The 16272-nt window shown below is 41.2% G+C and carries 13 protein-coding genes; 5 read left to right on the top strand and 8 right to left on the bottom strand.

Annotated elements, in window-relative coordinates:
- Window positions 1-31 precede the first annotated feature (31 nt).
- The 4 genes from RMZ41_RS29820 to RMZ41_RS29805 form a co-directional block, all read right to left on the bottom strand.
- Entirely contained in the window at window positions 32-1078 is a 1047-nt protein-coding gene (locus RMZ41_RS29820; RefSeq protein ID WP_322641174.1) for an SDR family oxidoreductase, read from the bottom strand.
- A gap of 371 nt (window positions 1079-1449) precedes the next feature.
- Complete coding sequence (locus RMZ41_RS29815) at window positions 1450-2043, bottom strand: hypothetical protein (RefSeq protein WP_322641175.1); 594 nt, start codon at window positions 2041-2043, stop codon at window positions 1450-1452.
- Window positions 2044-2334: 291 nt separating this feature from the next.
- The gene (locus RMZ41_RS29810) at window positions 2335-2541 is read right to left on the bottom strand and encodes a chlorophyll a/b-binding protein (RefSeq protein WP_322641176.1); all 207 of its coding nucleotides are present in this window, start codon (window positions 2539-2541) and stop codon (window positions 2335-2337) included.
- 414 nt (window positions 2542-2955) lie between these two features.
- A complete protein-coding gene (locus RMZ41_RS29805; RefSeq protein ID WP_322641177.1) occupies window positions 2956-3123 on the bottom strand; it encodes a hypothetical protein in 168 nt (55 codons plus the stop codon).
- Window positions 3124-3724: 601 nt separating this feature from the next.
- Between RMZ41_RS29805 and RMZ41_RS29800 the strand changes: the two genes are divergently transcribed.
- Entirely contained in the window at window positions 3725-7639 is a 3915-nt protein-coding gene (locus tag RMZ41_RS29800) for a calcium-binding protein (protein ID WP_322641178.1), read from the top strand.
- 236 nt (window positions 7640-7875) lie between these two features.
- On the opposite strand, the gene RMZ41_RS29795 is transcribed toward RMZ41_RS29800, so the two are convergent.
- The 3 genes from RMZ41_RS29795 to RMZ41_RS29785 form a co-directional block, all read right to left on the bottom strand.
- Window positions 7876-9171, bottom strand: a complete 1296-nt coding sequence (locus tag RMZ41_RS29795; protein WP_322641179.1) for an ATP-grasp domain-containing protein — start codon at window positions 9169-9171, stop codon at window positions 7876-7878.
- 195 nt (window positions 9172-9366) lie between these two features.
- Window positions 9367-10239 carry an isoaspartyl peptidase/L-asparaginase family protein gene (locus RMZ41_RS29790; protein ID WP_322641180.1) on the bottom strand — a complete coding sequence of 291 codons (873 nt, stop codon included), beginning with the start codon at window positions 10237-10239 and terminating at the stop codon, window positions 9367-9369.
- Between the two features lie 15 nt (window positions 10240-10254).
- Window positions 10255-10410 carry a hypothetical protein gene (locus RMZ41_RS29785; RefSeq protein WP_322641181.1) on the bottom strand — a complete coding sequence of 52 codons (156 nt, stop codon included), beginning with the start codon at window positions 10408-10410 and terminating at the stop codon, window positions 10255-10257.
- 388 nt (window positions 10411-10798) lie between these two features.
- On the opposite strand from RMZ41_RS29785, the gene RMZ41_RS29780 reads away from it, so the two are divergent.
- The 4 genes from RMZ41_RS29780 (at window position 10799) to RMZ41_RS29765 (ending at window position 14792) form a co-directional block, all read left to right on the top strand.
- A complete protein-coding gene (locus RMZ41_RS29780) occupies window positions 10799-12106 on the top strand; it encodes a chloride channel protein (protein ID WP_322641182.1) in 1308 nt (435 codons plus the stop codon).
- Window positions 12107-12575: 469 nt separating this feature from the next.
- Window positions 12576-12959: a VOC family protein gene (locus RMZ41_RS29775; RefSeq protein ID WP_322641183.1), complete on the top strand. Its 384-nt coding sequence runs from the start codon at window positions 12576-12578 to the stop codon at window positions 12957-12959.
- A gap of 74 nt (window positions 12960-13033) precedes the next feature.
- Complete coding sequence (gene ylqF, locus RMZ41_RS29770; RefSeq protein WP_322641184.1) at window positions 13034-13915, top strand: ribosome biogenesis GTPase YlqF; 882 nt, start codon at window positions 13034-13036, stop codon at window positions 13913-13915.
- Between the two features lie 196 nt (window positions 13916-14111).
- Window positions 14112-14792 carry a RibD family protein gene (locus RMZ41_RS29765; RefSeq protein ID WP_322641185.1) on the top strand — a complete coding sequence of 227 codons (681 nt, stop codon included), beginning with the start codon at window positions 14112-14114 and terminating at the stop codon, window positions 14790-14792.
- A 155-nt stretch (window positions 14793-14947) separates the two neighbouring features.
- Here RMZ41_RS29765 and RMZ41_RS29760 read toward each other — a convergent pair whose 3' ends face one another.
- On the bottom strand, window positions 14948-16264 hold the full coding sequence (locus RMZ41_RS29760) for a hypothetical protein (RefSeq protein WP_322641186.1): 1317 nt from the start codon (window positions 16262-16264) through the stop codon (window positions 14948-14950).
- Window positions 16265-16272 lie beyond the last annotated feature (8 nt).

Genomic DNA, 16272 nt, shown 5'->3' with positions numbered 1-16272 from the left:
GTGTCAGTAATCTGCTGACGGGCTGGATTAGTTATGTACGGACTGATTGCCGTGATTCACTAATCAACGAATCGCACATATTGAATACTTGCGCCACCAGCAACGCTAACGCTGCTGTACCTGCGATCGCACCCCATTGGAGAAGCGGATTTTTATCTAGCCAATCGGAAATGCTAGGTATAACTAAGTTAGTGAAGTCCCCGTTAACTCTGTCATCTTCGGCAACAGGTTGATAGAAATTATTTGGTGCGTCTTCAGATTTTGGCTCGGAAGTATGCTGTAACTGGAAGCCGACAAGCAGTAACAGTGAATCTACTAATGATGGTGAGATACGCTGTACCAAATCTAATATCTTAGCTACATCCCCAACCAAGAAGTCACGAGTTGGATGTTCGGCTGTATAGAGAATGGCATCAGCTACAAGTTTAGGTTCGTAGTAAGGTGGGATACCAGAAGGTTTTACGCCTAATTTCGTCAAACCATTATTCCAAAAGGGAGTGTTGATTACTGCTGGCTTCACACTTGTGACGCTGATTGGCAATTTTTCATGTTGCAATTCAAGGCGCATCGCTTCGATAAAGCCCTCAACCCCATGCTTGGCTGCCGAGTAAGCACTTTGATAAGGAAGCGATCGCCTACCTTCCATTGAAGAGACATGGATCAATGCCCCGCGTCCCTCACGTTTGAGATGGGGTAGGGCGGCCATTGCACCATAGACTTGTCCCATAAGATCGACATCAATAACGTGCTTAAACTCTTCTGGTGTTGTTTTGTCGAAAGTGGCAAAGATGCCGATCGCGGGGACATGTACCCATGTATCAAGTCGCCCGTAGACTTCCACAGTTTTATCTGCGATCGCCTTAACTTGATCGAATACTTCTACATCAGCTACACAATAAGTTGCTTCCCCGCCAAAGCTGCGAATCTCCTCTACTAAAGACTTTAGTTTTGACTCACCGCGAGCCGAGACTACTACTTTTGCCCCGCGTCTAGCAAACTCAATAGCTGCAATCCGTCCGATACCGCTAGACGCTCCAACAACGGAAACAACTTGCTGATTGATTGGCTTTAATTTCATTAGTATTGCTGTTACCAAAAAACAAAAAGTGCAAAGATTCCGCTTACCTAAATACTATTAGAAGCGAATAAGTCCATAATAAGAACTAGCAGCAATTAGGATAATTGTTAAAACTCCCAATGTTGTGCTAATTATAAATAGTCGAGAGGTTTTTTGATTGTAGACTTCTCTATTTTCACCTTCAACTATTGTTGATTTATCACTATTCGATTTACTTACATTGTTAGTTTTCATAACTTTTAAATTCTTGAATCACCTATTACAATTTTGCTTCTATTTTCAGAAATTACATCTAGCTTTAGGATTAGTAAAAAAGCTAGAAATAAGTAGGTGAAATTAAACTTTATTCTCATCCTTGGTTTAAGAAAGTGTTAATTAACTCCACCATTTGAAGTATGCGGTGAGTCATAAACGCCCCAATATTCAATACCGCGATCGCGTAATATTGGTTCAACGCGATGAATTTCTTCTTCTGAGCCTTCTAAAATGAGTAAATAATAGCTCTCTTGGAGGCGATCGCTATAAACTCTCGCTCTCTCTTCGGGTATGCCTAAATCGCCTAATGCTTTGAGTAAATTCTGATTTGCTGCGGCTCCCACAGCAACACCTGCTACGCTACTGACTAATGCCACACCTACGGAACCTGCTGCTAACACGGCTCCTAAACCGGGAAGTGCCAGACTACTCAAACCAACTAACACACTACCCCAAGTACTTGCTGCTAGTGCCTCTCGTACTGCTCCGGTTGTATTCACATCTTGATCGCCGATGCGATCGCTGACGGCGGGCGTTCTGCGATCGCTTATTTGCGCCTCACTTAAGTTTTCACCTTGCTCTACATCTTTAGCAATGATAGAAACTCTCTCCATAGGAAAGTTTGCAGTTTTCAATTCATTAATTGCCTGCTCTATTCCTTGAGAATTAGCAAATACGCCTAATGCATGTATTGTATTTTGAGCTATCATATTTCCCTCTTTATTGTATTAGTGTGTCTATATATAATTACTATTTAATTTGTGAACGAAATTAGGTACTGTAGAGTGTGTTAGAACGGAGTTCGTAACGCACTATTTTCACGAGCTTGATGCCGTACTCTTTGCGCTCACATCCTACGTATATTTTCTCCAAATCAAACCTAATTCTTATATTGAACCCTAGCATTAGACTCTCATTCACGAATAGATTAAGTATTAAAATGCTACTAAGTTGTTTATTAAATTGATTTCCCCAAGAGGGGATAAATCATCAGCGCAGATTTAGCCAACCCAGTTTAGTACGTCGCGCACAACACTATAGCCTGCCAAATCCCAAAGTAGGTAAGCAACAAAGCCAATCATCGCTAAACGTCCATTCCATAGTTCTTGCTGGGGATTCCAGCCAATAATCCAAGCATTGCGATCGACACCGTTATATGCTTTAGCCTCAGTAGATAATTCAATCGCTTTATTAGTTTGAGTTGCCATTGTAAATATTCCTTAATAACTCTCCTACATCCACATGTTAGTTACTATTAGGGTTGTAGTTCTCTGTCTTTTGGGGAATCTAAAAGCGCCACAGGAAGTATCTGTAAACATTTAGTATACTTTCCATTTTTCGGCTAAGAAGCATCAGAAACTTACTAAAAAATCTCATCTTTAGCAGCTTAACTACTTCAGGCTCAACTTTCAAATAAAGCAATCTCGGATGCTATTTACTTTTTATATAAACAACCTATTAATCTAATTCATTCCTTAAGACAGATGTAAACGCAGATTTAATTGAGCCTCCTGCTTCCTTGATTGTAAGAATTCAGCACCCAGGAGTCAGAAGTCAGAGTTTATAATAATTCTGGTATCAAGTAACATACCTATATGTCAAATCTCCACCTGATTCTTAAACTATTCTGACTCCTGAATTCTGACTCCTGAATTCTTACCCTTGATTTTCTGGGCGATGGGTTCCTCATGATGCAAAAACACACGCGCATAATTACATCTCGGCAAACCAGAAATTGAACCACCTGGATGAGTCCCAGCGCCAATAATTACAACGTCATAAGCTTCCATGATTGCAATGGGGAGAGTAAAGTATATTTCCTGATATTAGGCAGTGCTGGAGATATCTAAATCTTTCGTGGGTTATAGAATATTTATATAGCGTTTCTCAACCGAGTGAGGTAAAACTTTGACTTCTCCCCTCAAAGTACCTACAGGTGTATACACAAGCCCTCAAAACCTTGTCTTATAAGATACAAAATTTATAAGACAAGGTTTTGAATCGATCCAATGAATGATCAATAGTACCAAATCATTGATAGAAAGATAACGTCAAATCAAGGATTTCAAAAATAATTTTCCGTTCTTTTCTGTCCATTTTATTCCCAACTCGACTCGTGTATATACGGTAATACGGTAGTCTAAAAGGAGAAAGGCTTTGAATTTCCCCCCTTCCCGCTTCGGAAAGGGGGTTACGAAGTTAGGTCTGTTTACCTACTTCGTACCTCACCGAATTGAAAATAACTATATGCAATACCTTCGACATCTGTAGAAATGAGATGAATATGCCGAAAACATCACATTTTGGTGAGTTGTTTGCATCCTTAAACCGCACAAGCAGCGGCTTGATAAGTGAAGTTACTGAAAAAAATGATTTAGATAGGTAAAACTTATGGCAAATATCATTGGAACCAACGGTGACGATAGTCTATTTGGCACTGAGGAAGCGGATACGATTAACGGTCAAGCAGGCAACGATACTATATCTAATATCGGTGGCAAGGATACCTTGACTGGTGGAAGCGGCAAGGATAAATTTGTTTACGAATTTTACTACTACGACTACAACAAGACAAATAATATCATCACCGATTTTGGTGGCGTAGGTAAAGGCACAAACCCGACAGCAGGAGTCATTGCCGAAGTAGACACTCTAGAATTGCAGGGCGATGGTATCACTGCTCAAAACTTGTTGCTGACTCAGAATGGCAATAATCTGGAAATCAGCTTTCAAGTTGATCCCTATACAACAAGGTTTTTTGGTGCCCCACTTATCCTACAAAACTTTGCCTTGGAAAACCTAGAAAACCTCAGCACATCTACAGGAGCCACTGTAGACTTGAGCAATATCGTGTTTTATGGTCAAACTAGCACTACAGATAGCTTTGATGTCTTCAATGCCGACTCGACCCAAAGCACCATCTTCAATAAAAATACAGTCACCTTCCTTAACGACCTGAACAATAACGTCAGTGGTTTTGACAACTCAGATGATGTCATAAATGCTCAGGGAGGCGATGACATCATTAATGGCTTGAGTGGAGACGATCTCCTTAGAGGCGGTGCAGGGGATGATACTCTGATTGGTGGTGTAGGAAATGATACCCTGGTTGGTGGTGTGGGGAATGACTCTCTTACAGGCAATGACTCTCTTGTTGGTGGTACTGGAAACGATTTTTTGAATGTAGAATTTTCAACAGGCGATAATACCCTCAACGGTGGTGATGGTGACGATTACTTGGATGCTGGGGCAACATCTGGCAATAACTTACTCTCTGGGGGCGATGGGAATGATACTCTTTACGCCTCTAATGTTTATAGCAGCGTCAGTCGATATATATATTACCCCTCCTCAAGCAATAACACTCTCAATGGTGGCGCTGGTGACGATTACTTGAATGCTGAGTCTCCATCCGGCAATCACTTCCTCTCTGGGGGCGATGGGAATGATTATCTCTCCACCTCTGGAAATTATACTTATAAAGGAGAGCCTAATTTTAGCTCATCGGGCAATCACTCCCTGGATGGAGGTGCTGGTAACGATACCTTGAGGGCTGATTATTCAACAGGGAATAACTTCCTCTCTGGGGGCGATGGGAATGATTCTCTCTCCATCTCTGCCTACTTATCTGTAACCAGCTCTGATGCTGCTTATTTATCCTCATCGGGAAATAACTCCCTGGATGGAGGCGCTGGTGACGATACCTTGAGGGCCGAACATTCAACAGGGAATAACACCTTCAACGGAGATGCTGGTAATGATTCCTTCTATCTAAGCCCCACATTTGCAGATAGCGCCCCTTCTAATTTAGTGACTCAAACAGTAGATGGGGGTGAGGGTGACGATTTGTTATCCGTTGATTACAGGTTAGGTACAAATGGGATCGCAACTACATTCAATACTACTACTAACATTGGCTCAATTACGGCAGGCACATATCAGGTTAGCTACAAAAATATCGAACGATTAAATATCTCAGGTACGGACTATGATGACAATATCGTTGGTAACAGTGGCAACGATACGCTTTCCACGGGTTATGTTGGCAAAGATACCATAGATGGAGGTGAGGGTGAGGATTTGTTGTCTGTTGATTACAGAAATAATTCTGCGGGTATTACGACTACATTCAATACTACTACTAATATTGGCTCAATTACGGCAGGCACGAATCGGGTTAGATACAAAAATATCGAACAATTAAATATCTTAGGTACAGGCTACAATGACAACATTGTTGGCAACGATGGCAACGATACGCTCTCTCCGTATGGTGGCAAAGATACTGTAGATGGAGGTGAAGGTGACGATTTGTTGTCTGTTAATTACAGCAATAGTTCTGCGGGTATTACAACAACATTCAATACTACTACTAACATTGGCTCAATTACAGCAGGCACGAATCAAGTTAGCTACAAGAATATCGAGCGATTAAATATCTCAGGTACAAGGAACAATGACAACATCGTTGGCAACGATGGTAACGATACCCTCTCTGGAAACAGTGGTAACGATACCCTAACTGGTGGTGCAGGCAATGATAAATTTATTTACAACTTTCTCTACGCAGACGATGGCATTGATCTAATCGCCGATTTTGTCGGTGTGGGTAAAGGCTCAAATCCCTCAGAGGCGGTGATAGGCTCCGTAGACACCCTGCAATTTACAGGTAGTGGCTTAACTGCTCGAGATTTGCAATTAACTCAAAACGGTAATAACTTAGAAATCACCTTTAGAGATTCCGTTACTAGCAAAGTCATTCTCCAAAACTTCAAATTAGAAGACCTAGATAATCTGCCAGCAACTTCTTCACGACCTGCTATTGGCAATATTCTGTTTGATGGAGAAACCAGTATCGTTGACAGTTTCGATGTGTTTGATGCTGATTCCACTCAAACTACAGTGTTCAACAGGAACACTGTTACCTTCCTGAATGACCTCGATAATAATATTACGGGTTTTGACAACTCCAATGATGTCATTAATGGTCAGGGGGGTGACGACATCATTGACGGCTTGAGTGGTAATGACCTGCTCAGAGGAGGTGCAGGAAATGATACCCTCAACGGTGGTGCAGGAAATGATACCCTTAACGGTGATGCAGATAATAACATCCTCAACGGTGGTGCAGGTAACGATAGCTTGAATGCTAGTGGTTCAACAGGCGATAACCTGCTCTTGGGGGGCAATGACAATGATTTTCTTGACATTTCTGGCTTTGTCAGATATAATTACGAGGCTCCTACTACTCCAGACTCTCGCTCTTTAGGGAATAACACTCTTAATGGAGGTATTGGTGATGATACCTTAAGTGCTAGCGGTTCAAAAGGCGATAATCTGCTGTCTGGGGGCGATGGCAATGATTTTCTTGACATTTCTGGCGGCTACTTCTACGACTCATCTTACTACTACTCCGACTCTCGCTCTTTAGGGAATAACACTCTTAATGGAGGTGCTGGTAATGATAGCTTGAGTGGTGCTGGTTCAACAGGTGATAACTTGCTCTCTGGGGGTGATGGCAATGATTATCTTGATATTTCTAGCAGCAACTCTTACTACAACTACTCCTACTCCGACTCTCGCCCGTCTGGTAAAAACACCCTAGAAGGAGGCGCTGGTGACGATATATTGAGGTTTAGTAGTTCAAAAGGCGATAATCTTCTGTCTGGGGGCGATGGTAATGATTCTTTCAACCTAGTCATTGATTCCCCAGATACTGACCTGCTTGATTTAGTGACTCAAACAGTCGATGGAGGTAATGGTGACGATTCGTTGTTCGCCTTTTACAACGAGACTACTGGGGGAATCACTTCAACATTCAATGCTACTACTAACACTGGCTCAATTACGGTGGGTTTGTATCAGGTTAACTACAACAATATCGAACAATTACGTATCTTAGGTACGAGCTATGATGACAATATTGTTGGGAGCAATGGCAATGATACCCTTACAGGTGGAGGTGGTAATGACAGCCTAACTGGAGGGGATGGAACTGATATCTTTGATTTATATTATAATTACGATGGAGGTGTTGATAGTATTTATGACTTCAACGCTACTAATGAACTGATTCAGGTATCTGCTCTTGGTTTTGGTGGCGGGTTATCAATAGGTTCACTCTCGGATGCTCAGTTCACTATTGGGACATCTGCAACAACAAGCAATCAACGATTCATTTATGATTTTTCTACAGGTGGTCTGTACTTTGACCAAGATGGCAGTGCGGCTGAGTTTACTCAGGTAAAATTTGCCCAACTATCTGCTGGATTGTCACTAACCAACAACAATTTTGTGCTTGATTAATCTTTAATTAGCGCTTTTTTATCACTAAACAGTAGGGTTGCGGGGTGCTATTTTGAGCATCTCGCAGTCAAGCTAAACGCTTATATGTGGGTTATTTTGCCAGTTTTGCCACAATTTTTGTAGGCTCTTGTTTTGACAAAGGTTTTGATAGCAGTAGCATTTTTCTCACTAATAAGCGAAATCAATTAGGGTTAGAGTGGATTATGGCGAAAAACAAATATTAACTATCGTCCTATCTAAACCTGTAATTGTAATCCCTTTCTCTGTAACTTCTGCTCTATGTATTGCATTTCTTGAATACTTTCTCCAGTAACGATCGCATAAAGTTCAGTGTAGATTTTTCCGTATTTGACTTTCTCTAAAGCTGATAGAATCATCAAGTCTTTGCGATCTAGTTCTGGTTTCAAGGTTATGAGGATTGATTCTAATGTCCCCTCCATTCGGTAGCTACTGGAATATTTAGCTACTTCTTTTCCCAATCCCAGTAGGGTATGGCGTTGCAAACACAACGGAGTCGAGCCATTGACTCGAAAATTGGCATCGATCGCATAAAGTTGTCCATCTCGATCTTCGAGTACATCAAAGCCAATCATGCCGAAATATCCCTGTTTGTGAGCATACTCACCAACGTTGGCAATCATCTCAAAAAACTTGCTCATATCAGTGTTACGGTAGTCAATTACTCCTCCTAAATAGCTACCTTCTGGAGTAACGAGTTGTCCGGTAGTGCCGATGAGAGTTATCTTTCCCGCTTTGTTGACATAAAACTGTACGCAGTAATTTTGTACCTCATTCTTGACGAACTCCGAGACAATAATCGTATCAAGCAACTTAATATCAAGATATTTTCTAATTTCTTCGAGGCAGTAGTTTAAATCGCTGGAACTTTTGATGATATAAGTGCCTTCTCCTGAGAGTCCGTGCGATGTTTTAATTAAGTAGGGAAATTGTGGTAATGGAATGTCTTCGATATTGACTTGGTGCAGATTGTAGCTTTTATATTTTGGACATTGCACCCCCAATTCTTCTAGCGTTACTTTGCTGAGTAAGCGGTAATGGGTGTCTGAATCAACAGCGTGTTTTTCTGGTTTTAAACGATCGAAGGGAAATAGGGTAATGAGTTTGTCAAAGCGTTCGCCCTTGGCGTTGGCGCAGCCATCGCTATGGCTTAGATCGTCTAGATAAGTCGAGCAATCCATCATCTCAATATTGGAGTGCTTGAATCCGAAATGCTCTTGCCAGTATTCAAGGAGAGACTTTGGCGGCTGATTAATCACAATTCCGGGAATGCGCGAGCCTAACACTGCCAAATTTTTCCAAGGTTCTTTTTGACAAAGCTTGTCGAAGGAGGTTTTGCTGGCTTCACTACTACCATCTTGAATAAAATATTTTTGCCGATTGGGATAAGCAGCCCAACTTGCAGTTGCAGGATAATTTAAGATAAAGCCATAAGATGCATCTGTAATATCTTGGGCAAACAAATCAGATAGAGAACTTCCTTGAAAGTATTGAAAGTTATATTTTGAGTTCATTAATTCCTTACTATTTTGAAAAAAACCTATATATTCAGGAAGTTTCCCATATTCAAACTTAAAAAATCAAATGAAATGTTACTTTTGCTATAACAATCCTAAATGATTTGGCAAAATAAATTAACCGCAGAGGCAAAAGAGACGCAGAGAGGGGAATCGGAGGTTTTCACGACTCATTTAGGATTGCTATGTGAGTTATTTTTTAGTAAACACAGCTACTTTGTCTTGCCCTTCAGTCATATAAGCACAAGCCATGTGTGATGAGTTATACGCCCAGCCAATGCGTCCTTGACGGTCTATCAGGATGCATCCGGCTTCACCTTTAACCTTTGAAACTAAAGCGTCAATTGCCATCTGTGCTGCTTCGTCTGGGTGTCTATCTCCACTCAAGAAATCGATCGCAGTTTTAGCCAAAACCACTGGGATAATCGACTCGCCATCACCTGTTGTTGAGCAACCACCGATTTTATTGTCAGCGTATAAGCCACAACCAACAAGTGCAGTATCACCGACGCGACCTTGTTGCTGCTTGGTAGTGCCGCCAGTTGAAGTGCCAGCCGCTAAGATGCCGCTAGCATCCAAAGCTACACAACCTACGGTGTTGGGGCGATCGATTACTTCTCGATCTTCTTTCCACTGCTCCCACTGTTCCTCAGCAATTAAGTCTTCTTTTTTACACATTTCAGCCCCAGAATCTATGGCAAAGCGTTCTGCACCCCGCGCTACTAGTAGTCTGGGTTTATCATCCATAATCTTCCGTGCTAGGGAGATTGGATGGCGAATACCTTGAACTGCTGCGATCGCTCCCCAACTTAATGAGCCTTCCATAATCGCTGCGTCTAACTCTACCTCTCCATCGTTATTGAGAGTTGCGCCAAGGCTGGCGTTAAATGTCCGATCGGATTCCAAAACTCGAATTGCTGCTTCCACAGCTTCGGCGGCTGTACCTCCACTGATTAGCACTGCCCAACCAGCCTCTGTTGCTGCTGTACAGCCTGCATTATTGGCTGCAACTTTGTCGTCTGTGATAGTTTTTGCTCCACCGTGAACAATGATAGTCGGTATCATATAATTTCTTCTTGTTTAGTATGAATTTTGTGGGATTGCAACTGCTTCAATTTCGTCAATTAATTGCAGCGATCGCATTTTTAAAGTCTCTAAACCTAAGCGTCCAGTTGCTGATATAAAGCTGTTGCAGGTGTTTGATCTGACTAGCTTTGATGCCCTGAACATTGCCATAAATCTTTTGCATAAAACTAACAATTTACAGTTTAGTTTTCAGCTGTGTATATTGTTATCTTGATATTTTTTAATTTTCATTTAATCTACCAAGAGAAATAAGCAACTTAGGTAGATAATTACCTCAAAAGGTAGCTACTCTAAAATGGTTTATAGGTCAATGAAGTATCAACCATGAAACCTTAAACGTGTAAGTTACGCTGTATGATGCAAAGCGCCTTGCCGCAGTCTATCGCAGAGACGCAGAGAACCCGGAGAGAAGGAAATAAAAATTGCTTAACTGAACTGTATTACTTTATGGAGCAAAGATGATTAAGTGGACTCAATAGCCTTTACGATAAAAAACGTAATATTCCATATTCTTCGTTTCACAAAGAGGAAATAAGCTGTGTTACCAAAAAAGCCCACCGCTACCAATCAAACTCAACGCCGGACATTTGCTCAACTTTTTGGACTGGTAAAACGTAATCCCTTGATGATTTCGCAGTGGGTGTTCCTCTGGGTAGTTGTAGGCATGGCTGGTGGTCTATTCGCCGCTTTTTACTGGAATATTTTAGAATTTTTAACTCATCATCTGCAACGATTAGAAGGTTTTAGTCTCCTGATAGCGATGCCACTCGCAGGTTTAATTATTGGGCTGGTGATTCATTTTCTGGGAAATCCCGGTGAAATTGCCGTAATTGTTGATAATATCCATTTTCGTGGTGGACGCTTAGATGCTCGCAAAAATCCTTCAATGATTCTTGCTTCTTTAATCAGCATATCGGCAGGCGGTAGTGCTGGGCCAGAAGCACCACTGGTACAAGTAACAGGTTCTTTTGGTACTTGGGTAGGCGAGCGCTTAAAACTCCAAGGTGAAGACCTGAGAACTATAAGTTTAGCAGCGATGGCGGCTGGTTTCACTGCCTTATTTGGCGCACCTCTTGGCGGTGCAATGTTCGCTTTAGAGATTCTACACCACGAGCATATTGTGGAATATTACGAAGCCTTGATGCCAGCCATTGTTTCAAGTTGTGCTAGTTATCTGGTATTTGCAGCAATTACACATTTGGGAATTGCCCCTACTTGGCATTTTCCCCAGTACCACCTAGAAAAAATTGATGACTTTGCGATCGCTATTCTATTCGGAATCATTGGGGCGTTGGCGGGATGGATTTTTATGGGTATTTTTCGAGGTTGCGATTACTTGTTTGCTCGAATTCCCGGCCCTATTTATATACGCACTACATTAGCAGGATTTGGGCTTGCCATATTAGCAGTTTTATTACCCCTAACCCGTTATTTTGGACATGAAGAATTAGAGCCAGTCCTCACTACTAGTTTTGGTGCTATTTTTCTCTTAACTCTTGCTTTTGGTAAAATGGCTGCCATTAGCATAACGGTAACAGGTGGGTGGCGCGGTGGATTCATTATCCCCCTATTTTTCACTGGTGCTTGTATTGGTAAAGCCGTAGCAGTCTTAATTCCTGGGCTGAATCCCGCCCTTGCGATGATTTGTACAATGGCGGCTATTAATGCAGCCGTAACGCGCACACCCATAAGTACAACTCTGCTACTGTCAAAATTGACTAACTTAAGTCCTTTTACACCAATCCTTTTTGCCAGTTTAATTGGATTTTTTCTCGCGCCCAAAGTTCCCCTGATTGCATCTCAATTGAAATCCCAGAGAGAAGCTACTGAATTAAAAGGTAGCTAGATAGGGTACTGTGCGCCCCCAATTGTCCAGTTAAAAAGGCGGTTATCGGGACTTAGACAAAAATAACAATCAAAATTGAGTATAATGATAGCTTTAACATCAAAGTAACTCCAAAATGAAAGAGACAAGGCGTTGAGAGACTGGTAAAAAAATTGGAGCGACTTAAATTTTCTACCTTCCGAACAAGTGATGAATGTATTAATTCCAAATTTAAATACTACTACTTGACCAGTCGTAAACTTAATTTTTTTCCCAAAATAATTGTCAATTATGATAACCATAAACGCCTATGCTATGTAAGTTAAAAGGTAAGAATTCAGGAGTCAGAATTCAGAATTCAGAATAGTTAAAGAATCAGGAGAACATTTGATGAATAAATATACCAATCATTCTAGATTCCTGATAAATTCTGGCTCCTGACTCCTGGGTGCTGAATCCTTACGTTAAAACTTCAAAGGGCGATAAAAATATGGTTTTTAATTACACGAACGCCTTTGTCACCATAGCATCAATTAATTGCGAGAATTTAGTTAATTTCTATACTAAATTGCTGGAGCAAAAGCCAATTATTTTAGTTCCGAATGTCTATGCAGAGTTTAATTTGGTTGGTATGCGATTAGGTATTTTTAAACCGAAGAACACAAACGAATCGGAGTTTGAAGCTGTCAGCAAAAGTAAGATAAGTTTGTGTTTAGAGGTGAGTAACTTAGAAGATGCGATCGCTCACCTAACAGCTTTGGGCTATCCCCCACCAGGAAAGATTGCCATTGCTTCCCACGGCAGAGAAATTTATGCTTATGACCCTGATGGCAATCTTCTGATTTTACATCAAGCGGCTACAGGGAGTCATTAGTCATTGGTCATTTGTCATTTGCAAAGGACAAATAACAAAGGACAAAGGACAAATAACAAAGGACAAAGAAAAAAATGGCTATAACTCAAAACTATAGATTAAATCTGATTCAATGGTATCCAGGTCACATTGCGAAAGCTGAAAAGAAGCTCAAAGAGCAGCTTAAGCGCGTAGATGTGGTATTTGAGGTACGAGACGCGCGGATTCCCTTAGCGACTCACCATCCGCAAATAGGTGAGTGGGTGGAGGGTAAGAAACGGGTGTTGATCCTTAACCGAGTAGATATGATTACGCCACAAATGCGATCGCTGTGGATAGATTGGTTTAAACGTCAAGGGGAAATCCCTTATTTTACCAACGCTCAACATGGTAAAGGTATAGCAGAAGTCGCACGGGCAGCGCAAGCCGCCGGAGTAGAACTCAATCAAAGAAGAAGCGATCGCGGAATGTTACCTCGTCCAGTGCGGGCTGTAGTAATTGGTTTTCCCAACGTTGGTAAATCAGCTTTGATTAACCGCCTTTTAGGACGGCGAGTAGTGGAAAGTGCAGCCCGTCCTGGAGTGACTCGCCAACTGCGCTGGGTACGAATTTCCGAACATTTGGAATTGCTAGATGCTCCTGGTGTCATCCCTCTCAGGTTAGAAGACCAAGATGCAGCATTGAAATTAGCAATTTGTGATGATATCGGTGAAGCATCTTACGATAATCAGTTAGTAGCAGCAGCCCTAATAGATTTATTCAACTATTTAGAAGCTGTAACTACAGATTTGTTACCGAAGAAACCATTACAGTCCCGCTACCAACTCGATTCGACATCCGACACTGGAGATACTTATTTACACGCCTTGGCGGAGCATCGTTACAAAGGTGATGTAGAGCGTGCTGCAAGGCAACTGTTAACAGATTTTCGTAAAGGATTGTTGGGTGAAATGAGTTTAGAATTACCTCCCAATTAGATTACAAGCATTTTCAAGCCATTTTTGAGTAGCTGGTGAGTAGTTACTCAAAAGTCTGGGCACTCGCCTTCGGTAACATCTGGGTATCAACCAACTCCGTAATCTTATTGCTACTCATTACTCATTACTCATTACTTATTACTTATTACTCAGCACTGAGTGTTGTAAAATTATAAAGAACCGTCAGAACGTAATTATGTCAGCTATCCAAACAACTGTGGTTCTTGGAATGACGGCCGATGGAAAAATTAGCGCTGTAGATCCTCAAGCACCCCGTGATTCAGATGCAGCCGATCAAGCACACTTGGAGTATCAAGTCTCACTTGCCGATCTATTCCTGGTAGGAGCAGGGACAATTCGCGCTGAAGGAGGAAGCTTTACAATTCGCAATCCCGAACTGTTGGCAGCACGTGAGGTTCGGGGTCAGTCTCCCCAGCCCATTACCTGCGTTGTCTCTGGCTCCCTTGACCTCTCACCAGACTTGCCTTTTTGGAGTCAGGATATTGAACGGTGGATAATGACGACACGAACCGGTTTAGAGCGGAATTCTGATGCAACAACTTTGCAAAAACTGGCTGAATTAATTGATTTGGGAGATACAGACCTGGACTGGGATCGAGCTTACAGCTTGATGTCAGAGCAGGGTATTCACAAAGTCGTAGCTTTGGGAGGCGGTTCTTTAACAGCTGCTCTAGCAAAGGCTGGGAGAATTGACGATTGGTGGTTGACTATTTGGCCCGTCATTTATGGAGGAAAGGATGCCCGTAGCCCAGTTGAGGGAGAGGGTTTTCTTCCAAATGTTGCTCCTCATCTTGAACTAGTGGAAACTCGTCAGATTGGAAGTGAGTTGTTTTTACACTACCGCACACTCAAATAACAAAAAAATCGAGGAAATATAGCAAGGGACTGGGGACTGGGGACTGGGGACTGGGGACTGGGTGAAAAGTCTTTTTGTGTCTAAGTATCATCATCTGTTGATGTCCTAACCACCAAGGCTTGTGCTATAATCAGAAACTACGAATTGTTAATGGATTACTTCTTTATTAAAAAGTATGCTGTCGCATATTCAGGCAATTGGCTGATATTCTGCCCAAATTCTTTTTTACTCTTAAAAATACCTGCCAAAAAATCGAGTTGATAAAGATTGGGTAAAAAGGCTCCACCTGTATCAGCAATGACTCCCATTCGCAGATGTTTGCGACCGCCTTGAGTATGCTCAATCACAACCACTTTACCTAAACCGATATTCAAAACATCTCCGGCAAAAGTAACTCCGGGTTTAACAGAAATTTTTGCATCTATTTTATATCCATAGCCTTTAATAGCATCAACTTTTCTAAAATACCAATAACGCTTTTGTGCTGTTGCCTTCAATCCGCGTATATAAGATATTCCATTATTTCTATCTACATTAAAAAATGCCTTATTACCATCTGTAAAATTAATTAGTATTGTTCCTTCCATAATCGCTTCTTCTAAGCCATTTCTGGTTAGATAAGCGAGACTGGTAACTTTTCCAAATTCTCTGCCTCCAGGTTCATAAATCCCTGACAAAACATCCTGTTTGGTATATCTTGTATAGAATTTATCATTATTAGCATTTTCTTTTAAGCTATAAATTGGTGTATTAAAAGTAGAGGTTTTCTTGCGAGAACCCGGATGAGTAAAAACAGCATATTTGGTAATTCTTAATTGCTTTTGCTGTTTATTCTTTGGGTTGTAAGCAGACCATTTAATTACTCGAAAGTTGGTATTGATAAAGTTAGAATCTTGCAAACGAGTAGCTCGATTATTAGCAATATCCTCCTTTAAAACAGCAATCATGAAATTCAACGTGTTAAGAACATCTGGTACAGTAACGCCTTGAGTGGTAAGCATTCCTGGGCGGAGAATGTCTGGGTCTTCTGAAGAGTAATCTTGAAAATATTTTCTAGTATTAACGAGAACAGTTAATAAATCTTTTTGATTGAAGTTAACCTGGCTACTGGGTAGTTTAGCTGGGGTAACAACTTGGCTAGCATTAATACTAAATTTATATTTCTTGAATTCATCGACAACTGCAAAGGGTGCAGATGCAGCTAACAAATTCTGCTGAGATAACAAAGCGTTTTGCTTGCTTATAATCTCATTAGATGTTTCTTGAGCGACAAAAGGATTTTGATAATTAGAAGCGAGAGAAATCTGTGATTTAAGTGGGGTAAAACTTTCTGGCTGACTAAAGGGCTGATTTTGTCGGTCTAACTGTTTAGTTTTTGACTGAGTATATAAATGGCTACTGGCTAAACTTACAATTAATAAAGCAGCACAACCTACTGTGAAGCGAAATTTGGGGGTGGATAAGATATTCATAACTGGGG

The organism is Nostoc sp. DedVER02, from assembly GCF_034530675.2.
Taxonomy (GTDB): domain Bacteria; phylum Cyanobacteriota; class Cyanobacteriia; order Cyanobacteriales; family Nostocaceae; genus Nostoc.
This window is presented reverse-complemented; position numbering and strand designations above follow the sequence as displayed.